The organism is Allobosea sp. NPDC055353, from assembly GCF_053644975.1.
Genome location: NZ_JBSHMC010000001.1, coordinates 60,458 through 83,397, shown reverse-complemented (window position 1 = coordinate 83,397; position 22,940 = coordinate 60,458). Strand labels below are relative to the sequence as shown.

Below are 22,940 nucleotides of genomic sequence, written 5' to 3'. Positions count from 1 at the left end.
GCCGCGGTGCCGGGTTTTCTGCTCCGCCGGCTGGGCCAGGCGCTCGTCACCATCCTCGGGGTGGTGACGCTGATCTTCTTCGTCCAGCGCCTGACGGGAGACCCGACCTACCTGCTCGTGCCGGAGACGGCGACGCAGGCCGATATCGCGGCCTTGCGCCACCAGCTCGGCTTCGACCGGCCACTGGTGGTGCAGTATCTCGACTTTCTCGGCGAGCTCGCCCGCTTCGATCTCGGGCAGTCCGTCGTGCAGCGCGTGCCAGTGACCACGATCATCGCCTCGCGCCTGCCCTATACGCTGATGCTCGCGGCCGGCGCGCTCCTCGTCGCCTGCGGCATCGGCGTGCCGATCGGCATCCTGCTCGCGATCTTCCGCAACTCGCCTGCAGCGAAGGCGGCCGCTGGCTTCGTCCTCGCCGCCCAGAGCATGCCGACCTTCTGGAGCGGCATCCTGATGATCCTGGTGTTCTCGGTGCTGCTCGGCTGGCTGCCGCCCTCCTCGACCGGCGATCTCTGGCATCTCGTGATGCCGTCCTTCGCGCTCGGTCTGTTGAGCATGGCGACCTTCGCGCGGATCACCCGCTCGGCCCTGCTCGACGAACTCTCGAAGGATTATGTCCGCACCGCCCGCTCGCGCGGCGTTCGCAGCGGGCGCCTGCTCATCCGCCATCTCGCCCGCAACGCCTCGATCCCGGTCATCACCGTCGCCGCGCTGGAAATCTCGAACCTGCTCGCCGGCGCCGTCATCGTCGAGACCGTCTTCGCCTGGCCCGGCCTCGGGCAGGTCACGGTGCAGGCGATCCTGGCACGCGATTTCATGATCGTGCAGGGTGTCGTGCTGCTCGGCGCCTTCGTCACGGTGCTGCTCAACCTGCTCTCGGACCTGCTCTACAGCCTGGTCGACCCGCGCATCGTGCTGGAGGGCGCGCGATGAGCGTTGCAGCCGCAACCTCCATGCCGCGCCGCAAGAGCCGTGGCCTGTGGCGCTGGTGGCCGGTCGGCATCATCGCGCTCATCGTGCTGGTCGCAATCTTCGCACCCTGGCTCGCACCTTATGATCCCAACCAGCAGAACCTGCTTGGCCGATTGAAGCCGCCAGGCACGGTCTCGCGCAGCTTCCATTACTGGCTCGGCAGCGACGAGCTCGGCCGCGACCTGCTCAGCCGCGTCATTCATGGCGCGCGAATCTCGCTGATCGTCGCCTTCGCCTCGGTCGTGCTGTCCGGCGTGGTCGGAACGACGCTCGGCATGATCGCCGGCTATCGGCGCGGCTGGGTCGAGATCGCGGTGATGCGCGTCGTCGATGTCTTCCTGTCGATCCCGGCGATCCTGCTTGCGATTATCACGGTCGCGGTGCTCGGCACCGGCATCGTCAACGTCATCATGGTGCTCGCGCTGACGCGCTGGCCGCGCTACGCCCGCATTGCCTACAGCCAGACGCTCTCCGTCGCGAACATGCCCTATGTCCGGCTCTCGGCCTTGATGGGAGCGAGCGCGCCGCGCGTGCTCTTCCGCCACGTCCTGCCCAATATCGTCGGCGCCGTCAGCGTCGTCGCGACACTCGAATTCGGCCTGATGATCCTGTTCGAAGCGGGGCTCTCCTTCCTCGGGCTCGGCGTCCAGCCGCCGACGGCGAGCTGGGGCGCGATGCTCTCCACCGGCCGGAACTATGTCGCGACCGCCTGGTGGGTCGCCACGCTGCCGGGCGCCTGCCTGTTTGTGCTGGTGCTCGCCGTCAATCTCACCGGCGACGCCGTGCGCGACCGCCTCGATCCCCGCCATCGCTGAAGGAAGTACCTATGTTCGACGACATCAAGGGGAAGCGCGCCGTCGTCACCGGCGCCTGCGGGGTCATCGGCCGCTGGATCGCCGAGGTGCTGCACGAGGCCGGCGCCACGCTCTGCCTGACCGATGCCCGCGCCGACGACCTGGAGGCGCAAGCCAAGGCGATGGGCCTTTCCGGCGAGAGCTTCGTCATGCCGGCAGACCTGACCGACGAGGCTTCGATCACGGCGCTCGCGACGGAAATCGGGAAGCGCTGGGGCGCGGCCGACATCCTCGTCAACAATGCCGGCATCTATCCGAGCGCCTTCCTGCTGGACACGTCGACCGCCGAGTTCGATCGCATCCTCGCGATCAACCTGCGAGCACCCTTCATTCTGACCCGCGAGCTTGCGACCCAGATGGTGCGCAAGGGCGTGAAGGGATCGATCATCAACATCTCGTCGGGCGCCTCGCGCAAGATGCGGCGCACGGCCTGCGTCTACTCGATGTCGAAGACGGCGCTCGACCGGCTCACCAAGGGTTTTGGCGTCGAGCTTGCCGAATACGGCATCCGCTCCAACGCGCTGGAGCCGGGCTTCGCCGCCGGCAGCACGGTCAGCGCCCTCACCGATGCGCATATCCAGAACACGGTCGCGCAAATCCCGCTCGGCCGGGCGTCGTCCCGCGCGGACGTCGGCAACGCCCTGCTCTATCTCGCCAGCGACGCCTCGGCCTATGTCACCGGCGCGACGCTCACAGTCGATGGCGGCAACTCGATCGGCTCGCTCGCGGTCCATCAGGACAAGAAGCAGGCGCTCTAAGGGAGGCAAGGACATGACCGGCCCCAACGCCGCCCGCCCCGCCTATGAATGGCCCGAAGGCAAGTCCAGCGCCTTCTGCTTCACCATCGATGTCGATGCGGAGAGCCCCTATCAGTGGAGCCTGCCGGAAGGCGCGCCGGTCGCGCTCGGGCAAATCGAGCAAAGGCTGTTCGGCCCGCGCGTCGGCATCTGGCGCCTGCTCGACTTGCTCGATCGGCACAGTATCAAGGCGACGCTGTTCGTGCCGGGGCTGATCGCGAAGAACCATCCGGAGCTGCTGCCGGCCTTCGTCGCGCGCGGCCACGAGATCGGCCTGCACGGCTATTTCCACGAACTCGCGACCGAGGCCGGGCCGGAGGAATTCGCGCGGGCGATGGACGAGTCGCTCGCGTTGTTCAAGAGCCAGGCGGGCGTCGTGCCCAAAGGCTTCCGCTCGCCGGCCTGGGAGATGACGCCGTTCATGCTGGAGGAGGTGAAGCGGCGCGGGCTCTACGATTCCTCGCTGATGGGCTTCGACCACCCCTACACCATCGACGGGGTGACGCAGGTCCCGGTGCTCTGGGCCGTCGACGACGCCATCTATTTCCGCTTCACCGGCAGCGCCCAGGACCGCGCCCCACCATCGCCGCAGAACGGCATCCTCGATGCATGGCTCGACGAATGGGAGGTGCTGCATCGCGAGGGGCGGATGATGATGCTCACCGTCCACGACTGGATCTCCGGCCGGGCCGGGCGCGTGCGCATGCTGGAGAAGCTGCTCGACGTGGTAACCGCCTCGCCCGGTGTCTGGATCGCGACAGTCGGCGAACTCGCGGCGCATCACGCCGCGAGCGCCAACGCGCAGCGCTTCAGCGTGCCCATGCGCCTGCCGCAACCGAGCGCGCCCTTGCGCTTCAGGACCAAAGCCTGATGCAGACCTTCAGCATCCGCCGCCCCGCCGTCCGCTCGCCGCACGGGCTTGTCGCCGCGCAGAACCGCCATGCCGCCGAGGCCGGCGCCGCCGTGCTCGCGCGGGGCGGCAATGCGATGGACGCGGCGATCGTCACCGCGCTGGTGCTGAGCATCGTCGAGCCATGGCTCTCCGGCGTGGGCGGCGGCGGCTTCCTGATCCATGCCGACAGCAAGACGGGCGCGCTCGATACGCTCGATTTCAACGTGCGCTCGCCGCGCAGGCTCGACCCGGCGGATTATCCGCTGACCGATGCGGGCTCGGGCAACTGGTTCGCCTGGCCTGCCGTGGCGGGCGAGCGCAATGTCGCCGGCTACAGCGCGATCTGTGTGCCCGGCGCCATCGCCGGCTTTTCCGCCGCACTGGAGCGCTACGGCACGATCTCCTGGAACGAGGCGCTGCAGCCGGCGATCGAGCATGCCGAGCGCGGGCTGGAGATCGACTGGTACGCCGCTCTCTGCATCGCGGTCGAGGTCGCCGGCCTGTCGCGCGATCCGGCCATCTCGGCGCTGCTGCTGGACAATGGTCAGCCGCCCAAAGCCGGGGCCGATACCCGCCGCTTCAAGCCGATGACGAACAAGGCAGAGCTGCTGAAGCGGCTGGCAAAGGCCGGTGCGCGCGACTTCTACGAAGGCGAGGCTGCGCGCCTGATCGCTGATGATCTCGAAGCCGGCGGTTCGGCGATCCGGGCGGACGATCTCGCGGGCTACCAGGCCGTCTGGTCGCCCGCCCTGACCGGGCGCTATCGTGATCTCGACATCGCCGCCATCCCCGGCCTCAGCGGCGGCCCGACCTTCTTCGACGCCGCGCGGCGCGTGGAAGCGCACACCCTTGGGCAGGGCAGTTCCGAGGCCGATGCGGCCCTGACTTATGCAACGGCGATCCGCGAGGCTTATGCGGTGAGGCTGAACAGCCTCGGCCATGCCGCGACGCCGCAGGCCGGCTGCACCTCGCATGTCAGCGTCGTCGATCGCGACGGCAACATGGTCTCGCTGACCAACACGCTGCTCTCGCGCTTCGGGGCGCGGGTGGCGCTGCCCCGCGCCGGCATCATCATGAATAACGGCATGATGTGGTTCGATCCGCGTCCCGGCCAACCCAACAGCATGGCGCCCGGCGTCAAGCCGCTCGCGAACATGTGCCCGCTGGTGCTGAGCCGCGGCGGCAGGCCCTGGCTCGCCATCGGCGCCGCCGGTGGCCGCACCATCTTCCCGACGCTGTTGCAGATGATCTCCGGCATGGCCGATTTCGGTCTGTCGCTCGAAGACGTCTTCCACCGGCCGCGTATCGACGCTTCGACCCCGCGCATCAAGGTCGACGCCCGGGCGGAGTCGGACGTGGCCGCGCGGATCGCCGGCGCCTTCCCGGTCGAGATCGTCGAGGACACGCTCTATCCGGTGAACTTCTCGGTTCCCTCGGCCGTGATGCGAGCTGAAGATGGCGGTTTCCTCGGCATGGCCCATCCGACCAGCCCTTGGGCCGCGGTCGCGGCAGCTTCGGCATGAGCGAGCCTGCCGCCCCGATGCTGGCGATCGAAGGGCTCGCGATCGAGATCGATGGCCACCGCATCGTCGATGGCGTCTCGCTCGGCGTCGAGACCGGCCGCATCCTTGCGATCGTCGGCGAATCCGGCTGCGGCAAGAGCCTGACGGCGCTCTCCGTGCTCGGCCTGCTGCCGGGCGCGGCGCGGGTGTCTGCCGGCTCGATCCGGCTCGGCGGGCGCGAGTTGACGGGGCTTTCCGAAGCAGAGCTTTCGCAGGTGCGCGGCAACGATGCGGCGATCATCTTCCAGGAGCCGGTCGCGTCACTCAATCCGCTGATGCGGGTCGGCGAGCAGGTCGAGGAAGCACTTCTCCTGCATCGCGGCCTGTCGCGCGCCGCTGCGCGCGAGGAGGCGATCGCGATCATGGCCCGCGTCGGTATCCCCGACCCGGCACGGCGCGCCCGGCAATATCCGTTCGAACTCTCTGGCGGCATGTGCCAGCGCATCATGATCGCCTCGGCCCTGATCTGCCGGCCCTCGCTATTGATCGCCGACGAGCCGACGACCGCGCTTGACGTCACCATCCAAGCGCAGATCCTCGACCTGATGCGCCGTTTGCGCGACGAGGTCGGCAGCGCGGTCGTGCTGATCACCCACGACATGGGCGTGGTCGCCGATCTCGCCGACGATGTCTGCGTGATGTATGGCGGCCGGATCGTCGAGAGCGGCCCGGTCGATGCCATCTTCGCCGAACCGAGCCATCCCTATACCCGCCTGCTGCTGGGCACGATCCCGAAGCTCGACGGCGCGAGGAAGACGGTACTGCGCACGATCGAGGGCATGGTGCCGCCAGCCGGCGCCTGGCCGGAAGGCTGCCGCTTCCGCACGCGCTGCCCACTCGCCGATGAGGCCTGCGTTGAGGTGCCGCCCGCCGTCGCTGTCGGCGCCTCCCACCGCGCCGCCTGCTGGCATGTCGACCGGCTGGAGGCGATGGCATGAGCGAGCCTTTGCTGGAAGTCCGCGACCTCAAGGTGCATTTCCCGCTGCGCGGCGGCATCGGCACGCCGGGCGGCGTGGTCAAGGCGGTCGACGGCATTTCCCTCAACCTTCAGCCTGGAAAGACGCTGGCGCTCGTCGGCGAATCCGGCTGCGGCAAGTCGACGACGGCCTATGCCGTGGTCGGGCTGGAGCGGGCGACGGCTGGCACGATCCGCTTCGACGGGCGCGACATCACCGCGCTCAAGCGGCGCGAGCGGGCGGCGCTGGCGCAGGATATCCAGATCGTCTTCCAGGACCCGTCCTCGGCGCTCGACCCCAAGATGACGATCGCGGACAGCATCGCTGAGCCGCTCGCCATCGCAGGCCGCAGCCGCGTCGACCGCAAGGCCCGCGTCGCCGAGTTATTGGATCGCGTCGGCCTGCCCGCCGCGCTGGCGGAACGGCTGCCCAGCGCACTTTCGGGCGGGCAGCGCCAGCGCGTCGTCATTGCGCGGGCGCTCTCCCTGTCACCCCGCCTGCTCGTTCTCGACGAGCCGGTCTCGGCGCTCGACGTCTCGATCCGCTCGCAGGTGCTCAACCTGCTGCTGGAACTGCAGCGCGATCTCGGCCTGTCCTATCTCTTCATCTCGCATGACCTCTCGGTCGTCCGGCACATCGCCGATGAAGCGATGGTGCTCTATCTCGGCACGGTCGCCGAGCAGGGTCCGGTCGATGCGATCTTCGAGCGGCCGCAGCACCCCTATACCAAGGCACTGCTCTCGGCGATCCCGCTGCCGGACCCGCGGGCGCAGCGCAACCGGGAGAAGATCATCCTGAGCGGCGACCTGCCGAGCCCGCTGTCGCCGCCGGTCGGCTGCCCCTTCGTGACGCGCTGCCCGGAGCGGATCGCGGTCTGCGCCGAGGAGCGTTTTCCGCTCGCCAAGGGCGATGCGGGCACCGAGGCGGCTTGCGTCCATGTCGGGCGGCAGGCGATCCGCTAGCCGCGGACGCGCTCCCATTCCGCGAGGGCGAGCAGGAGATGGTAGAGCACTCGCACCGGGATCACGGTCTGGGTCGGCGTTCCATCCTTCGCGAGCTGGTTGAACCAGAAGCCCGTATCGGGCGCGACAAACCAGCGGAACAGGCTGGCGAGATGCTTGTCGAGGCGCGCTGCCGCGTCCGCATCATCCAGGAATTCGATCCGGGCCAGGAAGGCCTTGATCGCCTCGGTCTGAGGCCAGAGCAGCTTCGTCGACGCCGTGACATTGCCTGATCGGTCGAACACGTCGAAGGCGGCGAGCGGACCTGCCGAACCATCGTCGAGGCCATGCCGGATCGCGAAGCCATAGAGCCTCTCCGCCAGATCGCGCGCCTGCGTGTCACCCGTCAGGCGCCAGTGGTGCAGCAGAAGCCAGGTCCATTCGAAATGATGGCCGGGCTCACAGACCAGACCGGCCGCACCGGAAGCCGGCTTCCAGTCATCGGTAAAATACTCGCCGAGCGTGCCGGTTCCGGCATCGACCAGATGCTCGCGCGCGAGCCGAACGATTGCACTGGCATGGTCGAGCCAGCGTTGTTCGCCGGTCGCCTCCGCCAGCGCGTGAAAGGCCTCGAGCAGATGCATATGCGGGTTCTGCCGGCGCGGCAGCGTGCCCAGCGTATCCTCGGCGAACCCGCCTTGCGGATGCGCCATTTCGCTTTCGATGAAGCCGATTACCTCGTCGGCAATCACCAGCGCGGCCTGATCCCGCGTCGCACGATAGTACCAGGCCATAGCGAAGAGGACGAATGCGAGGTCGTAGAGATCGGTGCGGGCATCGACCGGCGTGCCATCCTCGCGAACGGAGTGCAGGAAGCGCCCTCGTCCACCTTCGCGGCAGGCATCGCGCAGGAAGGCGAAGCCGTGGCGGGCAGCAGCCAACGCATCCCCTTGCGGATCGAGCAGATGGGCGTGGCTGAAGACATAGGTCAGACGGGCGGTGACCAGAGTCGTTTTCACCGGGCCGGGCTCGCGATCCGGATCGGCCGGATCGAACATCTCGACGAAGCCGGCGTGACCGGGGCGAACGGCGCGATCGATCCAGGCCGGGATGAGGGTTTCCTTGAGCCACGCCTTTGAAGGCAGGCCGGACACAGCCTTCGGGGCCTCTTCATGCGTCATCAAGCGATATCCTCGGCGAGGAAAGAACGGGCGACAGCGGCGCTTCTCGCCGCGCCGCTACGGCTTTGAGCCGATAGCGATAGCCGGGACCTGCGTCCACATCGCCCAGCGCAGAGCGCTACAGCGCACCCCGGCCGACGACTTCCCGCATGGCGATAAAGCTGTGGTATTCCGCGACATTCGGATCGTCATGGAAGACCTCGCGCGTGAAGGCCGCGTAAGCGGCCATGCTCTCGACCTGGAGATGCAGCACGAAATCGGCGCTGCCGGTGACATAGGAGGCCTGCTTGATCTCGGGCCGGGCCTGGAGCTTGCGGGCGAAATCGCCATAGGTCCGCGAGCCCTGGATGATCGAGACGGTGACATGCACCGTTACCGGCACGCCCATGACTGCCGGGCTGACGACCGAGACATCGGCGGTGATGACCTTCTCCGCCCGCAGGCGCCGGAGCCGCCGCAGCACAGCGCTCTGAGACAGGCCCACACGCTCGGCCAGCACGCGCGCCGGCGTCTGGTTATCGGCCTGCATCTCCTTCAGCAAGGCGTAATCGAACTTGTCGAGATCGACCGTTTTAGCCACCGGAAGTCCTATGATCGGCGAAATTCGTCATTCAATAGCAAAATTGGGCGACAATCGCCAAGCACTTGCCGGCATGGTCACCTTCGATGCGCCGACCCGCCGGCTCTGACGAAATCGGAAAACAGATCATGACTGCGACGAAGTGGACCAAGAGAAGCCTTGCCGCGCAGGCCATGGGCAAGATCGACCCGACCACCAGGGGCGTGGTGCCGCCGATCCATATCTCGACGACCTATATCCGCGACGAGGATAACGGCTATTCGACCGGCTTCATCTATGGCCGGCCCGACAACGAGACGGTGCATGAGGCGCAGGCCGTGCTCGCCATGCTCGAGGAGGCCAAGGCCGGCGCGCTGCTGTTCGGCTCCGGGATGGCGGCGGCGACCGCCGTGTTCCAGGCGCTCTCGCCCGGCGACCATGTCGTCGCCTCCAAGGTCATGTACTGGGCGCTCAGGGCGTGGCTGCTCAACGAGGCGACGCGCTGGGGCATCAAGGTCGATTTCGTCGAAACCGACGACCTCGCCGCGCTGAAGGCCGCAGTGAAGCCGGGTGCGACCAAGCTGGTCTGGATCGAGACTCCGTCGAACCCGCTCTGGACGATCACCGATATCGCCGGCGCGGCTGAGATCGCGCACAAGGCCGGCGCGAAGCTCGCGGTCGACTCGACTTGCGCCTCGCCGGTCCATACCCGCCCGCTGACGCTCGGTGCCGACATCGTCATGCATGCCGCCACAAAAGTGCTGAACGGCCATTCCGACGTCGTCGCCGGTGCGCTCTGCGCCCGCGAGGACGATGAGTTCTGGAACCGGGTCAAGACGGTGCGGAAGGGCCAGGGCGGAATTCTCGGCCCGTTCGAGGCCTACCTGCTGATGCGCGGCATGCGCACGCTCCATGTCCGGCAGGAGCGCCAGTCGGCCTCGGCGATGGCGCTGGCCCAGCGGCTCTCGGCCCATCCGCTGGTGGCACGCGTGCTCTATCCCGGCCTGCCGCAGCATCCCGGCCACGATATCGCGGCGCGGCAGATGGAGAACGGCTTCGGCTATATGCTCTCGGTGCAGGTCACCGGCGGCGAGACGGCGGCGGTTGCCACAGCGGCTCATGTCGAACTTTACAAGCGCGCCACCTCGCTCGGCGGCGTCGAAAGCCTGATCGAGCATCGCGCCTCGATCGAGGGCGCCGGCTCGCCCTGCCCGACCGACCTGCTGCGCCTCTCGACCGGCATCGAGGATATCGATGACCTCTATGCCGATCTCGACCAGGCCCTGAAGGCCGGGCATCACGCGTAAAGCGCCATGCCGATCTCCGCGACAGGTTCCGCGTCCGTACCGGCCAGCCAGACGGTCGGCAAGGTCCTGCTGCTCGTGACGGCCTTCGGCTGGGGCCTGAACTGGACGGTGCTGAAATTCGTCCTGCAGGACTGGCCCCCGCTCTTCGCCCGTGGGACGGCCGGCTTGCTCGGCGCGCTGTGCCTCGCCCTGCTCGCGATGGCTCGCGGCGATAGGCTTGCCGTGCCGCGGGAAGCGCGCGTGCCTCTCGTGATTGCGGCCTCGATCAATGTCTTCGCCTGGATGGGCTTTACCGCGCTCGCGCTGAACTGGCTCAAGGTCTCGGAAGGGGCGTTGATCGCCTATTCGATGCCGATCTGGGCGATGATGATGGCCTGGCCCCTGCTCGGCGCCCGGCCGACCCGGCGCAGCCTGGTGGCGCTGGGCCTGAGCCTCACCGGCATGGCCGTTCTGATGGGCGGGCCCGAATTCACGGCGGCCAAGCTGCCCGGCGTGCTGTTCGCCTTCGCGGCGGCCGTGCTGTTTGCGCTCGGCACGGTGAAGGCGCGGAAACCTCTCGCCATGCCGGGCCCGGCCGTTGCGGCCTGGCAGGTCGCCCTCGGCTGCCTGCCGATGGTCGTTCTGGGCCTTGTGCTGGAGCGGCCGAACATCTCCGCGCTCTCGGCCCCGGGTGCGCTCGGACTCGCCTACATGGCCGTCGGCCCGATGGCGCTCTGCTATCTCACCTGGTTTGGCGCGCTCAGGCGGCTGCCGACCGCGGTCGCCGCGACCAGCATGCTGATCGTGCCGGTGGTGGGAACGCTGACCGCCGTGCCGCTCCTCGGCGAGACGCTCGGGCTCCGGGAACTGGTCGCGATCGTGCTGACCATCGGCGGCGTCGCCCTGGCGCTGCGGCGCGAGCCGGCACGCCGCGAAGCCTGAATTCGACAAAGCCGCGCCGTCATCGCGAGCGCGGCGAAGCCGGCCCTTCCCGGAGCTATCGAAACCCGATGGCCTCGACCTCGGCCGCAGTCGGGAGGTCAGCGCCCCGGCGCGTGACCGTGATCGCCGCAGCCGCGGCGGCGTAGGAGAGGAGGCCGGCCAGGGCCTCGCGGTCGAGCTCCGCGATCGCCTCGGGGTTGAGCCGGCCGGTCTGCGCAAGCCGCGCGAGCAGCGCGGCGTGGAAGGTATCGCCCGCACCGACGGTGTCCTGCACGGCAACCGCGTGGCCCGGCACGGAAACCTGCCCGGCCGCGGAGAATGCGGTGGCGCCCTGCCCGCCCTGCGTGATGACGACGAGCCGCGCACCGAGACCGAGCCAATAGGCAGCGGCCTCGGCCATGCCGAGCTGCCCGTCCCAGGCGATGTGGATATCCTCGTCGCTCGCCTTGATCACCGTCGCCGTCCGATAGAAGCGCTCTGCCGCCCGATGCCAGCCGGACATGTCGCCGATCACGGTGGGGCGCAGGTTGGGGTCGACGCTGATGACGCGCCGGCCGCGTTCCCGCTCGGCCAACGCCGCGAAGGCCGATCCGACAGGCTCGACTGCCATCGTGTAGGACCCGAAGGTCAGCGCCCGGACCGTGTCCGGCAGAACCGATGGCAGGTCGGCAGAGGTAAGCGAGCGGTCGGCAGCGCCTTCGCCATGGAACGAATAGCTGGGATGACCGTCCTTGCCGGTCGCCACGACCGAAATGGTGGTGAGCCGCTCGGTCCGGACCAGATGGCGGCTATCGACACCTTCCCGCGCCAGCAGGTCGGCGAGCAGGGTGCCGAAGCCGTCGCGCGAGACGCCGCCGAGAAAGGAGGCCTCGACGCCGAGCCGGGCCAGGCCGATCGCGACATTGAAGGGCGAGCCGCCGGCCACGATCCGCGCCGGCATCTCGCTGCCCTCGCCCGCTCCGGCGAACAGGTCGACCAGCGCTTCCCCGCAGACCAGGATCATGGCAACCGACTTTCGATATCCGTCATAGCGCGATCATTGAACAGCACGCCGCGCGTTCCGGGAAGCCGCGCCGGTGCTGCGGGCGGCTGGCGTGCAAAGCCGCACCATCCGCCTTGGAGACCTCGCGAAATTTCCGTAAACTGCGACTTGCAGATATTTTAAGCTTGAAACATTATGGTCCGCGCGAGCCAAAGAAATCCAAGGGAACGGGGCCGCGCTTCAACTTCGTCCGGGAGGACATCGATGACGACACTCAGGTTCGGTCTGGCACTCGGTTGCGGCGCGCTGGCGCTATCCATCGCCTCGGCCCAGGCGCAAGAGCCGATCAAGATCGGCGTGGTCAGCGTCCTGACCGGCCCGGCCGCCTCGCTCGGCCAGCAGGTCCGCGACGGCTTCCAGCTCGCGGTCGACAAGAACGGCGGCAAGCTCGGGGGCGTCCCGGTCAAGATCACCGTGATCGACGACGAGCTGAAGCCCGATGTCGCGGTCGAGCGCGTGCGCTCGTTCGTCGAGAGCGAAAAGCCCGCCTTCGTCGTCGGCCCGGTCTTCTCGAACATCCTCGGCGCGATCGCCAAGCCAGTGCTCGATTCCGGCGCCTTCCTGATCAGCCCGAATGCCGGCCCGTCCACCATGGCCGGCAAGGCCTGCAACAAGAATTTCTTCGTCACCTCCTACCAGAACGATCAGGTGCACGAGGTTCTCGGCAAATACGCGCAGGATCAGAACTACAAGAAGGCCTATATCATCGCGCCGAACTATCAGGCCGGTAAGGACTCGCTCGCCGGCTTCAAGCGCTACTTCAAGGGCGAGATCGTCGACGAGGTCTATGCCCCGCTGAACGCGATGGATTTCTCGGCCGACCTCGCCAAGATCGCCTCGTCCAAGCCCGATGTCGTCTTCGCCTTCCTGCCCGGCGGGCTCGGCGTCAACTTCGTCAAGCAGTGGTCGCAGGCCGGCCTGCAGGGCAAGATCCCGTTCCTCTCCGCCTTCACGGTCGATGAATCGACCCTGCCGGCGCAGCAGGACGCCGCGGTCGGCCTCTATGGCGGCATGACCTGGGCGCCCAACATGGACAACCCGCAGACGAAGGATTTCGTCAAAGCCTATGAGGCGGCCTACAAGATCGTGCCCGGCTCCTATGCCCAGCAAGCCTACGACGCGGCCATGCTGATCGACTCCGCGGTGAAGGCGGCGGGCGGCACCGGCAATGCCGACAAGCTGCGCGAGGCCATCAAGAAGGCCGATTTCACCTCGCTGCGCGGCAAGTTCAAGTTCAACACCAACGGCTATCCGATCCAGGACTTCTATCTCGTCAAGGTCGCCAAGCGCGCCGACGGCAAGTTCCAGACCGAGATCGCCCAGAAGGTGTTTTCGGACTACGCCGATCCGCACGCCAAGGATTGCGCGCTGAAGTAAGGCAAAGCGTCAGATATCTCTGACGCCATCCGTCCGCCGTCATGGTCGGGCTTGTCCCGACCATCCACGTCTTCTCTCGTTGAGGATCGTGTTCAAGACGTGGATGCTCGCCACAAGGGCGAGCATGACGGGTTTAAGCAATCGCCTTCCGGAAAGACGGCAACGGCTCCGTGCCCTGAGTGAACAGGCGACAGCACCTTCCATGACCCTCAGCCTCCTGATCGTCCAGCTTCTCAACGGCCTCCAATTCGGCGTCCTGCTGTTCCTGGTCGCGGCCGGGCTGACGCTGGTCTTCGGCGTGATGGACTTCATCAATCTCGCCCATGGCGTCCAGTACATGCTCGGCGCCTATCTCGCCGTGACCTTCGTCAGCCTGACCGGCTCCTTCCTGCTGGGGCTCGTGCTCGCGCTTGCGGCCGCGCTGCTGCTGGGGCTCGCCCTCGAATTTTTGGTCTTCCGACATCTCTATGAGCGAGACCATCTCGATCAGGTGCTGGCGACCTTCGGGCTGATCCTGCTGCTCAACCAGGCGGTGAAGATGATCTGGGGGGCGGCGCCGCTCTCGGTGCCGGTGCCGGAATTCCTCTCCGGCAATGTCCGATTGATGGACGGCATCCTCTACCCCGTCTACCGCTTCGCGCTGATCGGGGCCGGCTTAAGCGTCGGTGGGCTGCTCTGGTTCGTGGTCGAGAAGACGCGCGCCGGCATGCTGCTTCGGGCCGGTGCCTCGAACGCGCCGATGGTCTCGGCGCTCGGCGTCGATATCCGCAAGCTGTTCATGGTCGTCTTCGCCTTCGGCACCATGCTCGCCGGCTTCGCCGGGGCGATGGCGGCGCCGATCCTCTCGGTCGAGCCCGGCATGGGCGACACGGTGCTGATCCTCGCCTTCGTGGTCATCGTCGTCGGCGGCATCGGCTCGATCCGCGGCGCCTTCGTCGGGGCGCTGATCGTCGGGCTCGTCGACACGCTCGGCCGCTCCTCGATGAACGACCTGCTCCGGCTGTTCATGGCGCCGGCCTCGGCCCGCGCCACCGGGGCTGCCCTATCCTCGATGCTGATCTATCTGGTCATGGCAGCGGTGCTGTTCGTGCGGCCGGAAGGGCTATTGCCAGCCAAGGGACGCTCGTGAGCATGGCGAGCGCTCCTTCGATACCCACTCCCGTGATTGCGGCGCGGCCCCCCGCGCCGATTGCCCGCCGGCTCGCGCCACTCGTCATCTTCGCCCTGCTCGCCCTCTTGCCGCTTGCTTCCACGCTCGGCCTGCCCGGGCATTGGCTGACACTGGTGACGCGGGCAATGATCTTCGCGATCGCGGCGCTCTCGCTCGACCTCGTTCTCGGCATCGGCGGACTGATCTCCTTCGGCCACGCCGCCTTCGTCGGCATCGGCGCCTATGGCGCGGGCATCCTGATCACCGAGGGACAGACCGAACTTCTGGTCGCGCTGCCGGTCATTCTGCTGGCCTGTGCCATCTTCGCGACCGTCACCGGCTATGTCTCGCTGCGGACGCGCGGCGTCGCCTTCATCATGATCACGCTGGCCTTCGGGCAGATGGCCTTCTATTTCGCGCAGGCGCTCTCGGCCTATGGCGGCGATGACGGCCTGACGCTCTACGAGAAGAGCACGTTCTTCGGGCACGAGATCTTCGGCAACCGCACCGGCTTCTACTACATCGCGCTCGGCACGCTGGCTTTCTGCTACTGGCTGGCACGTCGCCTTGTCGCCTCGCGCTTCGGCCGGGTGCTCAGGGCGGCGCGCGAGAACGCCGTGCGCGTCACCGTCACCGGCTACGACGTTAACCATGTCCGGCTCGGCGCCTATGTGATCAGCGGCATGATGGCGGGCCTGTCGGGCTTCCTGCTCGCCAACCAGACCGATTTCGTCAGCCCGGCCTATATGTCCTGGTCGCGCTCGGGCGAACTGATCTTCATGGTCGTGCTCGGCGGCGTCGGCTCGCTCTATGGCGCGATCCTCGGCGCGCTCGCCTTCCTCGTCACCGAGGACGTGCTCTCGTCGCTGACGCATAACTGGAAGGTCATCTTCGGGCCGTTGATCGTGCTTTTCGTGCTGTTCACCCATGGCGGCATTGCCGGCCTCGCCAACAAGTTCAGGGGGCGCCGCGATGACTGAGCCGGCGCTCGCATTGAAAGGGCTCGCCAAGTCGTTCGGCGCGCTCAAGGTCACCAACGGCGTCGACCTCACCATCGCGCCCGGCGAATTGCACGCCCTGATCGGTCCCAACGGCGCCGGCAAGACCACGCTGGTCCACCAGATCTCCGGAACGCTGAAGCCGGATGCCGGCGCGATCCTGTTCGGCGGACAGGACATCACCCGCCTGCCGCCGCAGGCGCGGGCCCGGGCCGGGCTCGCCCGCACCTTCCAGATCACCTCGACGATTCCCTCGCTCTCGGCGCTGGAGAATGTCGCCCTCGGCGTGCAGGCGCATAGCGTCCATCCGCTCTCGCTCTTCCGCGATGCTGCCAGCGACGAGGCGCTCAACGCGCCCGCCTGGGAGGCGCTGGAAGCGGTCGGCCTCGCCGAGCGTGCCCATGCCTCGGCCGGCAGCCTCTCGCATGGCGAGAAGCGTGCGCTGGAGATCGCGATGGCGCTGACCCTGCAGCCGAAGCTCATTCTGCTCGACGAGCCGCTCGCCGGCGTCGGCCATGAGGAAGGCGAGCGCCTGATTGCGCTGCTGAACAGTCTCAAGGGCCGCTTTGCGATGTTGCTGGTCGAGCACGACATGAGCGCCGTCTTCGCGCTGGCCGACCGCGTCACCGTGCTGGTCTATGGCGGCGTCATCGCCTCGGGCGCGCCGGCGGCGGTCCGGGCCGACCCGGCGGTGCGGCAGGCCTATCTCGGCGAGGAGGGGTGAGATGGCAGCCTATTGCTCTCACCTTGTCATTCCGGGGCTTCGCGAAGCGAAGAACCCGGAACCCACGACTGGGCGAGCCCTTACCAACGTCTCGGGCTTGTCGAACCCAGTCGTGGGTTCCGGGTTCGCTGCGCGCCCCGGAATGACAACGGGTGCGCGCGCGCCATGTTGACGGTTGAAGGGCTCGATGCCGGCTATGGCGAGGCGCAGATCCTGTTCGGGGTCGATCTCAGCGTCGGCGAAGGCGAGGTCGTGACCCTGCTCGGCCGCAACGGCATGGGCAAGACCACGACGGTGCGCACGATCATGGGCCTGCTGCCGGCAAAGGCCGGACGCATCGCCTTCGGCGGGCGCGACCTGACCGGCGCAGCGCCCTTCCGCATCGCGCAGGCCGGGATCGGCCTCGTGCCGGAAGGCCGCCAGATCTTCCCGACGCTCTCGGTCGAAGAGAACCTGATCGCCACCGCGGCCGACCGCTCCGGCAAGAAGCGCTGGGACCTCGAACGCATCTACGCCTTCTTCCCGCGACTCAAGGAGCGGCGGGAGAACCGCGGCAACCAGCTTTCCGGCGGCGAGCAGCAGATGCTGGCGATCGGCCGGGCCCTGATGACCAATCCCAGGTTGACGATCCTCGACGAGGCGACGGAGGGGCTCGCCCCCCTGATCCGCGAGGAGATCTGGAACTGCCTGACGGCCTTGAAGGCGGAGGGCGAGTCGATCCTCGTCATCGACAAGAATGTCGATGCGCTCGTCCGGATCGCCGACCGCCATGTCGTACTGGAGAAGGGGCGCGTCGTCTGGCGCGGCTCCAGCGCTGAACTGCGCAGCGACAGCGCCGTGAAGGACCGCTTCCTTCACTTCTAGCAGATCACGCCAACAACCTCCGGCCAGCCTGCCGGGAGATGAGGAGAGCCAAACCATGAACCCGCTGACAGCCGGCGTGACGCGCGCCAATGAAGGCCTGGAGGGCATTTCCTGGAGCATCCTCGGCCAGACCTATGTGCCGAAGACGCTGACGGAGGAGAGCTTCTCCTGGCATGCGACCCTGCCGCCCGGCACCTTCGTGCCGCCGCATATCCACACGACGCAGGAGGAGTTCATCTACATGCTGGAGGGCCGGCTCGACCTCCTGCTCGACGGCAAGGAAAGCTTCGCCACCGCCGGCGACCTGATCCGCCTGCCGCGCAACATCCCGCACGGCCTGTTCAACAAGAGCGACGCAACGGTGAAGTGCCTGTTCTGGGTCTCGCCGACGGCGCGGCTCTACGATCTGTTCTGGGGGCTGCATTCGATGGCCGAGCAGAAGCCGGCCGATGTCGTCGCGCTCGCGGCCAAGCACGAGGTCGACTTCCTGCCGCCTCCGCCCGACGCGGGTTGAGGGGGAAGAGCATTGTAAGGAAACACGCCGTCATCCCGGGCTTGACCCGGGATCCATTCCGGAGCGCCTCCGGTAGAGGTTCAGGCATGGTTCCCGGATCTTCGCTTCGCTGCGTCCGGGATGACCCGCCTTGGAAGGCGCGTTCGCCTAACCCTTCCGCGCCAATTGCTCCGCCGAGAACCCGGCCTTGCCGGCATAGCCCTTGACGATCTGCTCGCGTGAAGTGCGGTCGAGTACCTTCTCGACATCATCGAAACCTTGCGGCGCCAGAGCTTCGACGGCATCGATGACCCGCTCCGGCCCGCCGACCCGGTTCATCGCCACCACCTCCGCCGTCGCCGGCAGGCGCTCGGCCTCATAGGCTGCCAGCGCCTGGCGCGGATGCTCGGCTTTTGCCAGCCAGTCGGCGAGGCAGCGTGCATCGAGGATCGCCTGCGAGGCACCGTTGGAACCGACCGGATACATCGGATGGGCGGCATCGCCGAGCAGCGTGACGCGGCCATGGGTCCAGCGCGGCAGCGGATCGCGGTCGCACATCGGATATTCCCAGAAGGTAGAGGTCGCGCGGACCAGCCCGAGAATATCCATGCCGGGCACGCTGAAGCGCTTGGCGAAGGGCAGCACGTCTTCAAGGCGGCCGGGCTTCGACCAGGCCTCCTTCGGCGGGGGCTTTTCAGGATCGCCGGTGCGGATATTCACGACCCAGTTGGTCAGGCGCGTCTGCGGCGTCGCGCCCTTGCCGATCGGATAGAGCACCAGCTTTCCGGCCATGCCGCCGGCGATGATCATGCTCTCGCCATCGAGGAAGACGGGCCAGTCGCAGGCGCCGCGCCACATCTGCACGCCCTGCCAGCGCGGCGGCCCCTGATTGGGGAAGTAGTGCCTGCGCACGGCGGAATGGATGCCGTCGGCCCCGACCAGGATGTCGGCGCGCGCCGTCTCGCCGGCCTCGCCGAAGCGCGTATCGCTGAAATGCGCGGTGACGCCGCCCTCGTCCTGGATGAAGCCCTGCAAACGGCGCCCGGTGCGGATCGCATCCGCGCCCAGTCGCTCGGCAACCGCGTCGCGGATGACGCATTGCAGCCGGCCGCGATGGATCGAGAATTGCGGCACCGGCGCGCCGGCATGCAGGCCGCGCAGCTCGCGCCAGACCGTCTGTCCGAAGCGGTTCATATAATGCAGTTCGCGCGTGCGGATGCCGGCTTCGTCCAGTGCGGGCAGCAGGCCGAGATCGGCGAGCTCGCGAATCGCATGCGGCAAGGTGTTGATCCCGACGCCGACCTCGCGAATCTCGCTGGACTGCTCGTAGACGGTCGCGCTGAGCCCGCGGGCATGAAGCATCAAGGCCAGCGTCAATCCGCCGATACCACCGCCGACAATGATGACCCGCATGACGTCGCCCCTCAGCGATCTCGATATTTTAAGTTTGAAATATCCTGGTTTCCGTTGTCAATCGCGCATCGCACGGCGGGAACGGTCACCGGGCCGGCGCCCTGACACAGAACCTGTCGGGAGCCTCGTTCAACCGCCTACCGCAACAATCGCGGTGTTGTTGCGCGCCGGCCGATCGCCCATATCTACGACGGATGACGGTTCAGTTCGACAACTCCTATGCCCGCCTGCCCGAGCGCTTCTACGCGGCGGTCCATCCGACCGCCGTGGCAGAGCCCCGGCTCATCCGGCTGAATGCGCCGCTGGCGTCCGAGCTCGGCCTCGATCCGGACTGGCTGAAAAGCCCTGCGGGCCTCGCGATGCTGGCCGGCAACGGCCTGATCGACGGAGCGCATCCGATCGCGACAGCCTATGCGGGGCACCAGTTCGGCGGTTTCAGCCCACAGCTCGGCGACGGGCGCGCCATCCTGCTCGGGGAGGTCGTGGATCGCCACGGCCGGCGCCGGGACATCCAGCTCAAGGGCGCAGGTCCGACCCCGTTCTCGCGCCGGGGAGACGGCCGCGCCGCGCTGGGACCGGTGCTGCGCGAGTATATCCTCAGCGAAGCCATGGCGGCCCTGGACGTGCCCACGACGCGGGCGCTCGCGGCGGTCACGACCGGCGAAACCGTGCGGCGGGAGACGCTTCTGCCGGGAGCCATCCTGACCCGCGTCGCCTCCAGCCATATCAGGATCGGCACCTTTCAATATTTCGCGGCGCGCGGCGACATCGAGGCCCTGCGCCTGCTCGCGGACCACGTCATCGCGCGGCACTATCCCGATCTGTCGGGCTGCGAGGAGCGGTATCTCGCATTGCTGAAGGCTGTCATCGCCGCGCAGGCCGGACTGGTCGCGCGCTGGATGCTGATCGGCTTCATCCATGGCGTGATGAATACGGACAACATGTCGGTGGCCGGCGAAACCATCGATTACGGCCCCTGCGCCTTCATGGATGCCTACGATCCGGCGACCGTGTTCAGCTCAATCGACGAGCAGGGACGCTACGCCTATGCCAACCAGCCGCCGATCGCACGGTGGAACCTGACGCGTCTCGCCGAGGCGCTGCTTCCGCTGCTGGCCGACGACCAGGACAAGGCCGTGTCGCTCGCGCAGGATGCGCTCGACGATTTCGATCGGCAGATTCAAGCGGAGATGATCGCCGGCTTCCGCCGAAAGCTCGGTCTCGCCAGCGAAGACCCCGAGGATATCGCGCTCATCCGGTCGCTGCTCGAGACGATGCAGCTTGGGCAGGCGGATTTCACCCTGGTGTTTCGCGGGTTGAGCGAGGATGCCTCCGCGCCGGAGGACGGGCGCGCCTGCCGCGACCTGTTCGGAAACCCGGCTGCATTCGATGACTGGGAAGCCCGCTGGCGCGAGCGCCTGTCGAAGGAGGACAGGCCGGACGAGGTTCGGCAGCACGCGATGCGCCGCGTCAATCCGCTCTTCATCCCCCGCAACCATCGGGTCGAAGCCGTGATCGAGGCCGCCGTCGAGCGGCAGGATTTCGCGCCCTTCGAAGAGCTCCATGCCGTCTTGTCCAGCCCCTATGACAGGCAGCCCGGACGCGAGCATTACGCGCTGCCTCCCGCCGCCCATGAGCGTGTGCTGGCAACGTTCTGCGGGACCTGACTGCGCAGCCGTTTCGACCGGTTCCTCCCCGCACGACGGTGCTCAGCCGGCATGCTTATGTCCTCGAGACGATCGCGCAGAAGCGCCTCGGCATCGCGCAGGCTGTCGTCAAGCGCCGCGTTGACGGCCTGTTCGACCACGCATTCCGGCGCCTCGCGGCTACTCATCCACTCGCTTCAGCAGTTTGATGCTTTTTACCGCTACAATCACGACTCCTCCCGAGCGAGGCATGCAGTCGCCAGCAGCGCCATGACGCGCTCTTCGTTGGCCTTGATCACAACGACCTCGAAAGCTCCGAGGAAACGCAGGCGGTCGACGATCGCATCGCGCACCGGAGCTGCGTGCTCGCCGATGCCGCCGGTGAAGACGAGCGCGTCGATACCACCCATGGTGACAGTCATGGATGCCGCGAACTGGGCAACCTTGAGCGCGAAATAGTCGAGGGCGAAATGCGCACGCGGGTCGTCGCTCTTCAGCAAGGTCTCGACATCGTTGGAGAGGCCCGACAGTCCGAGCAGACCTGAGCGTTCATAGAGCGCGTCCGAGACCTGCTGCGCATTCATGCCCAGGCTCTGGAACATGTAGAGCAGGGCGCCCGCATCGAGCGCGCCACAGCGCGTCCCCATAGGCAGGCCATCGAGGGCCGTCATTCCCATGGTCGTGTCGACGCTGCGCCCGCTGCGGATGGCGCAGAGGCTCGCGCCGTTGCCGAGATGGGCTGCGACGACGCGGCCAGCGTGGAGCCTCGGATGCTTCTCCGCGAGCTCCATCTCCAGCCATTGATAGGACAGGCCGTGGAAGCCGTAGCGGCGCATGCCCTTCTCCCGCAGCCCCTGTTCGAGTGCGAAGTTGCGGGTCAGCGCATCGTGCCGGGCGTGGAAGGCTGTGTCGAAACAGGCGATATTCGGAACGCCGCCCATCAGGCGTTGGGCAGCGGTCACCGCGGCCAGGTTATGGGGCTGGTGCAGTGGCGCGAGCGGCGAAAGCGCCTCCAGCGCCGCGAAGACCTCGGGCGTGACCACGACAGCGTCGACAAAGCGCTCGCCGCCATGGACGATGCGATGGACGACGGCCTTCATCCGCCAACCATCGTCGTGGCGATCGACGAAGGCGAGGACGGCTGCGAGCGCCGTGTCATGGTCGCAGGCTTGCGGCAACGCGATGCGCTCGCTCGTGCCGTCCGCGAGGCTTGCGTCCATGGCGGGCTCCGGCTCACCGAGCCGCACGGCCTTGCCGCGCGCGAGAACGTCGAGATCGCCGACGCGAAAGACCTGGAACTTGAGGCTGGACGAGCCGGCGTTGAGGACGAGGACGGTGTCGATCACTTGATCCGCCCCGTGCGGCGCGCATCGGCCAGAAGGACCGCCAGGGCGCAGGAGAGCAGGCGCGCGCGCAGATTGTCGGCCCGGCTCGTCAGGATGATCGGCACGCGCGCACCGAGCACGATGCCCGCAGCGTCGGCGCCGCTGAGGAAGGTGAGTTGCTTCGCCAGCATGTTGCCGGCCTCGATCTCGGGCACGAGCAGGATATCGGCATGGCCGGCTACGGCCGAGGCGATGCCCTTCTCCTTCGCTGCTGCGGCGCTGATGGCATTGTCGAAGGCAAGCGGCCCGTCGACGATGGCGCCGGTGATCTGGCCGCGATCAGCCATCTTAGAGAGGGCGGCAGCGTCGAGCGTTGCCGCCATATGAGGATTGACGGTCTCGACGGCGGCGAGCACCGCGACCTTCGGCAATTCGTCGATGCCGTTCAGGGCGACATGCCAGAGATTGACGGCGTTCTGGACGATATCGGCCTTCGTCATGAGATCGGGTGCGATGTTGACCGCGGCGTCGGTGATGATGAAGGGCTTGGAATAGCTCTCGATATGCATCACGAAGGCGTGCGAGATGCGCCGCTCGGTCCGTAGTCCGGAATCGGCCCTGACGACCGCGCCCAGAAGCTCGTCGGAATGCAGCGAGCCCTTCATCAGCGCATCAAGCTCGCCGGCGGCGGCCAGCGAGACCGCCTTCGCCGCGGCTTCGTGGCTGTGCTCGGTATCGACGATCTCCCAGGGCGAGATGTCGATGCCGGCCTTCTGCGCGGCAGCGCGAATGCGGCCGGCCGGGCCGATCAGGACAGGCGCAATCAGCTGCTCGCTGACGGCATCGGCCACGGCCTCGATCACATTCGCCTTGACGGGGTGCACCACCCCGGTCCGCACAGCCGGAAGAGCCTCGCAACGGCCGAGCGCGAGCCGGAAGTACTCGGAGGAGGTCAGCGTCGTCATG

General features: G+C 67.4%; 22 protein-coding genes and 1 pseudogene. 16 read left to right on the top strand and 7 right to left on the bottom strand.

Translation table 11 applies throughout. The features are described from left to right. Nucleotides 1-6: 6 nt before the first annotated feature. Genes ACWIEX_RS00340 through ACWIEX_RS00310 form a run of 7 tightly spaced genes read left to right on the top strand, consistent with a single transcriptional unit; the run spans nucleotide 7 to nucleotide 6,995 of the window. The gene (locus ACWIEX_RS00340; RefSeq protein ID WP_454031176.1) at nucleotides 7-933 is read left to right on the top strand and encodes an ABC transporter permease; all 927 of its coding nucleotides are present in this window, start codon (nucleotides 7-9) and stop codon (nucleotides 931-933) included. Beyond that, a complete protein-coding gene (nikC, locus tag ACWIEX_RS00335) occupies nucleotides 930-1,787 on the top strand; it encodes a nickel transporter permease (RefSeq protein ID WP_454031175.1) in 858 nt (285 codons plus the stop codon). Before ACWIEX_RS00340 ends, nikC begins: the two co-directional genes overlap by 4 nt. 11 nt (nucleotides 1,788-1,798) lie before the next feature. Continuing rightward, the gene (locus ACWIEX_RS00330) at nucleotides 1,799-2,584 is read left to right on the top strand and encodes an SDR family NAD(P)-dependent oxidoreductase (protein WP_454031174.1); all 786 of its coding nucleotides are present in this window, start codon (nucleotides 1,799-1,801) and stop codon (nucleotides 2,582-2,584) included. 13 nt (nucleotides 2,585-2,597) lie between these two features. Then, the gene (locus tag ACWIEX_RS00325) at nucleotides 2,598-3,494 is read left to right on the top strand and encodes a polysaccharide deacetylase family protein (protein ID WP_454031173.1); all 897 of its coding nucleotides are present in this window, start codon (nucleotides 2,598-2,600) and stop codon (nucleotides 3,492-3,494) included. Further along, on the top strand, nucleotides 3,494-5,038 hold the full coding sequence (locus ACWIEX_RS00320; RefSeq protein ID WP_454031172.1) for a gamma-glutamyltransferase: 1,545 nt from the start codon (nucleotides 3,494-3,496) through the stop codon (nucleotides 5,036-5,038). Before ACWIEX_RS00325 ends, ACWIEX_RS00320 begins: the two co-directional genes overlap by 1 nt. Then, nucleotides 5,035-6,015 (top strand): ABC transporter ATP-binding protein, encoded by a 981-nt coding sequence (locus ACWIEX_RS00315; RefSeq protein ID WP_454031171.1) that lies wholly within the window; start codon nucleotides 5,035-5,037, stop codon nucleotides 6,013-6,015. Before ACWIEX_RS00320 ends, ACWIEX_RS00315 begins: the two co-directional genes overlap by 4 nt. After that, the gene (locus tag ACWIEX_RS00310; protein WP_454031170.1) at nucleotides 6,012-6,995 is read left to right on the top strand and encodes an ABC transporter ATP-binding protein; all 984 of its coding nucleotides are present in this window, start codon (nucleotides 6,012-6,014) and stop codon (nucleotides 6,993-6,995) included. The genes ACWIEX_RS00315 and ACWIEX_RS00310 overlap by 4 nt, the downstream gene beginning before the upstream one ends. On the opposite strand, the gene ACWIEX_RS00305 is transcribed toward ACWIEX_RS00310, so the two are convergent. Both ACWIEX_RS00305 and ACWIEX_RS00300 read right to left on the bottom strand, forming a co-directional pair. Then, nucleotides 6,992-8,155 carry an AGE family epimerase/isomerase gene (locus ACWIEX_RS00305; RefSeq protein ID WP_454031169.1) on the bottom strand — a complete coding sequence of 388 codons (1,164 nt, stop codon included), beginning with the start codon at nucleotides 8,153-8,155 and terminating at the stop codon, nucleotides 6,992-6,994. The two genes, ACWIEX_RS00310 and ACWIEX_RS00305, sit on opposite strands and share 4 nt — an antisense overlap. Nucleotides 8,156-8,273: 118 nt before the next feature. Further along, entirely contained in the window at nucleotides 8,274-8,735 is a 462-nt protein-coding gene (locus ACWIEX_RS00300) for an Lrp/AsnC family transcriptional regulator (protein ID WP_454031168.1), read from the bottom strand. Between the two features lie 128 nt (nucleotides 8,736-8,863). On the opposite strand from ACWIEX_RS00300, the gene ACWIEX_RS00295 reads away from it, so the two are divergent. Together ACWIEX_RS00295 and ACWIEX_RS00290 are read left to right on the top strand one after the other, a co-directional pair. Further along, a complete protein-coding gene (locus ACWIEX_RS00295; RefSeq protein ID WP_454031167.1) occupies nucleotides 8,864-10,021 on the top strand; it encodes a trans-sulfuration enzyme family protein in 1,158 nt (385 codons plus the stop codon). Nucleotides 10,022-10,027: 6 nt separating this feature from the next. Beyond that, entirely contained in the window at nucleotides 10,028-10,942 is a 915-nt protein-coding gene (locus ACWIEX_RS00290; RefSeq protein ID WP_454031166.1) for a DMT family transporter, read from the top strand. Between the two features lie 55 nt (nucleotides 10,943-10,997). Here ACWIEX_RS00290 and ACWIEX_RS00285 read toward each other — a convergent pair whose 3' ends face one another. Then, on the bottom strand, nucleotides 10,998-11,945 hold the full coding sequence (locus ACWIEX_RS00285; RefSeq protein WP_454031165.1) for a carbohydrate kinase family protein: 948 nt from the start codon (nucleotides 11,943-11,945) through the stop codon (nucleotides 10,998-11,000). Nucleotides 11,946-12,188: 243 nt separating this feature from the next. Here ACWIEX_RS00285 and ACWIEX_RS00280 point away from each other — a divergent pair, with 243 nt between their 5' ends. From ACWIEX_RS00280 to ACWIEX_RS00255, 6 genes are all read left to right on the top strand, one after another. Beyond that, nucleotides 12,189-13,361, top strand: a complete 1,173-nt coding sequence (locus tag ACWIEX_RS00280; protein WP_454031164.1) for an ABC transporter substrate-binding protein — start codon at nucleotides 12,189-12,191, stop codon at nucleotides 13,359-13,361. 202 nt (nucleotides 13,362-13,563) lie between these two features. After that, the gene (locus ACWIEX_RS00275; protein ID WP_454031163.1) at nucleotides 13,564-14,490 is read left to right on the top strand and encodes a branched-chain amino acid ABC transporter permease; all 927 of its coding nucleotides are present in this window, start codon (nucleotides 13,564-13,566) and stop codon (nucleotides 14,488-14,490) included. Between the two features lie 2 nt (nucleotides 14,491-14,492). Further along, entirely contained in the window at nucleotides 14,493-15,491 is a 999-nt protein-coding gene (locus tag ACWIEX_RS00270; protein ID WP_454031162.1) for a branched-chain amino acid ABC transporter permease, read from the top strand. Then, nucleotides 15,484-16,233, top strand: a complete 750-nt coding sequence (locus tag ACWIEX_RS00265) for an ABC transporter ATP-binding protein (protein ID WP_454031161.1) — start codon at nucleotides 15,484-15,486, stop codon at nucleotides 16,231-16,233. Before ACWIEX_RS00270 ends, ACWIEX_RS00265 begins: the two co-directional genes overlap by 8 nt. A 165-nt stretch (nucleotides 16,234-16,398) precedes the next feature. Next, entirely contained in the window at nucleotides 16,399-17,097 is a 699-nt protein-coding gene (locus ACWIEX_RS00260; protein WP_454031160.1) for an ABC transporter ATP-binding protein, read from the top strand. A gap of 55 nt (nucleotides 17,098-17,152) precedes the next feature. Then, nucleotides 17,153-17,611 carry a cupin domain-containing protein gene (locus ACWIEX_RS00255; protein WP_061966591.1) on the top strand — a complete coding sequence of 153 codons (459 nt, stop codon included), beginning with the start codon at nucleotides 17,153-17,155 and terminating at the stop codon, nucleotides 17,609-17,611. Between the two features lie 147 nt (nucleotides 17,612-17,758). Here the strand turns inward: ACWIEX_RS00255 and ACWIEX_RS00250 are convergent, their stop codons facing one another. Continuing rightward, nucleotides 17,759-19,003, bottom strand: coding sequence for a flavin-dependent oxidoreductase (locus ACWIEX_RS00250; protein WP_454031159.1), 1,245 nt, complete (start codon nucleotides 19,001-19,003; stop codon nucleotides 17,759-17,761). A 194-nt stretch (nucleotides 19,004-19,197) separates the two neighbouring features. Between ACWIEX_RS00250 and ACWIEX_RS00245 the strand changes: the two genes are divergently transcribed. Continuing rightward, nucleotides 19,198-20,670: a protein adenylyltransferase SelO gene (locus ACWIEX_RS00245; protein ID WP_454031158.1), complete on the top strand. Its 1,473-nt coding sequence runs from the start codon at nucleotides 19,198-19,200 to the stop codon at nucleotides 20,668-20,670. Here the strand turns inward: ACWIEX_RS00245 and ACWIEX_RS00240 are convergent. From ACWIEX_RS00240 to ACWIEX_RS00230, 3 genes and pseudogenes are all read right to left on the bottom strand, one after another. Further along, nucleotides 20,613-20,825 (bottom strand): annotated as a pseudogene (locus ACWIEX_RS00240) (hypothetical protein); the annotation flags it as partial. The gene ACWIEX_RS00245 and the pseudogene ACWIEX_RS00240 sit on opposite strands and share 58 nt — an antisense overlap. Nucleotides 20,826-20,876: 51 nt before the next feature. Beyond that, nucleotides 20,877-21,995 (bottom strand): acetate/propionate family kinase, encoded by a 1,119-nt coding sequence (locus tag ACWIEX_RS00235; RefSeq protein WP_454031157.1) that lies wholly within the window; start codon nucleotides 21,993-21,995, stop codon nucleotides 20,877-20,879. Beyond that, entirely contained in the window at nucleotides 21,992-22,939 is a 948-nt protein-coding gene (locus ACWIEX_RS00230) for a bifunctional enoyl-CoA hydratase/phosphate acetyltransferase (RefSeq protein WP_454031156.1), read from the bottom strand. Before ACWIEX_RS00230 ends, ACWIEX_RS00235 begins: the two co-directional genes overlap by 4 nt. Nucleotide 22,940 lies beyond the last annotated feature (1 nt).

Excerpts from the sequence above, each read along its gene's own strand:
- ACWIEX_RS00260 (WP_454031160.1), top strand. The coding sequence starts at position 16,399 with ATGTTGACGGTTGAAGGGCTCGATGCCGGCTATGGCGAGGCGCAGATC.
- ACWIEX_RS00310 (WP_454031170.1), top strand. The coding sequence starts at position 6,012 with ATGAGCGAGCCTTTGCTGGAAGTCCGCGACCTCAAGGTGCATTTCCCG.
- ACWIEX_RS00320 (WP_454031172.1), top strand. The coding sequence starts at position 3,494 with ATGCAGACCTTCAGCATCCGCCGCCCCGCCGTCCGCTCGCCGCACGGG.
- ACWIEX_RS00315 (WP_454031171.1), top strand. The coding sequence starts at position 5,035 with ATGAGCGAGCCTGCCGCCCCGATGCTGGCGATCGAAGGGCTCGCGATC.
- ACWIEX_RS00270 (WP_454031162.1), top strand. The coding sequence starts at position 14,493 with ATGGCGAGCGCTCCTTCGATACCCACTCCCGTGATTGCGGCGCGGCCC.
- ACWIEX_RS00265 (WP_454031161.1), top strand. The coding sequence starts at position 15,484 with ATGACTGAGCCGGCGCTCGCATTGAAAGGGCTCGCCAAGTCGTTCGGC.
- ACWIEX_RS00275 (WP_454031163.1), top strand. The coding sequence starts at position 13,564 with ATGACCCTCAGCCTCCTGATCGTCCAGCTTCTCAACGGCCTCCAATTC.
- ACWIEX_RS00230 (WP_454031156.1), bottom strand. The coding sequence starts at position 22,939 with ATGACGACGCTGACCTCCTCCGAGTACTTCCGGCTCGCGCTCGGCCGT.
- ACWIEX_RS00255 (WP_061966591.1), top strand. The coding sequence starts at position 17,153 with ATGAACCCGCTGACAGCCGGCGTGACGCGCGCCAATGAAGGCCTGGAG.
- ACWIEX_RS00280 (WP_454031164.1), top strand. The coding sequence starts at position 12,189 with ATGACGACACTCAGGTTCGGTCTGGCACTCGGTTGCGGCGCGCTGGCG.
- ACWIEX_RS00245 (WP_454031158.1), top strand. The coding sequence starts at position 19,198 with ATGACGGTTCAGTTCGACAACTCCTATGCCCGCCTGCCCGAGCGCTTC.
- ACWIEX_RS00325 (WP_454031173.1), top strand. The coding sequence starts at position 2,598 with ATGACCGGCCCCAACGCCGCCCGCCCCGCCTATGAATGGCCCGAAGGC.
- ACWIEX_RS00250 (WP_454031159.1), bottom strand. The coding sequence starts at position 19,003 with ATGCGGGTCATCATTGTCGGCGGTGGTATCGGCGGATTGACGCTGGCC.
- ACWIEX_RS00330 (WP_454031174.1), top strand. The coding sequence starts at position 1,799 with ATGTTCGACGACATCAAGGGGAAGCGCGCCGTCGTCACCGGCGCCTGC.
- ACWIEX_RS00285 (WP_454031165.1), bottom strand. The coding sequence starts at position 11,945 with ATGATCCTGGTCTGCGGGGAAGCGCTGGTCGACCTGTTCGCCGGAGCG.
- ACWIEX_RS00295 (WP_454031167.1), top strand. The coding sequence starts at position 8,864 with ATGACTGCGACGAAGTGGACCAAGAGAAGCCTTGCCGCGCAGGCCATG.
- nikC (WP_454031175.1), top strand. The coding sequence starts at position 930 with ATGAGCGTTGCAGCCGCAACCTCCATGCCGCGCCGCAAGAGCCGTGGC.
- ACWIEX_RS00305 (WP_454031169.1), bottom strand. The coding sequence starts at position 8,155 with ATGACGCATGAAGAGGCCCCGAAGGCTGTGTCCGGCCTGCCTTCAAAG.
- ACWIEX_RS00290 (WP_454031166.1), top strand. The coding sequence starts at position 10,028 with ATGCCGATCTCCGCGACAGGTTCCGCGTCCGTACCGGCCAGCCAGACG.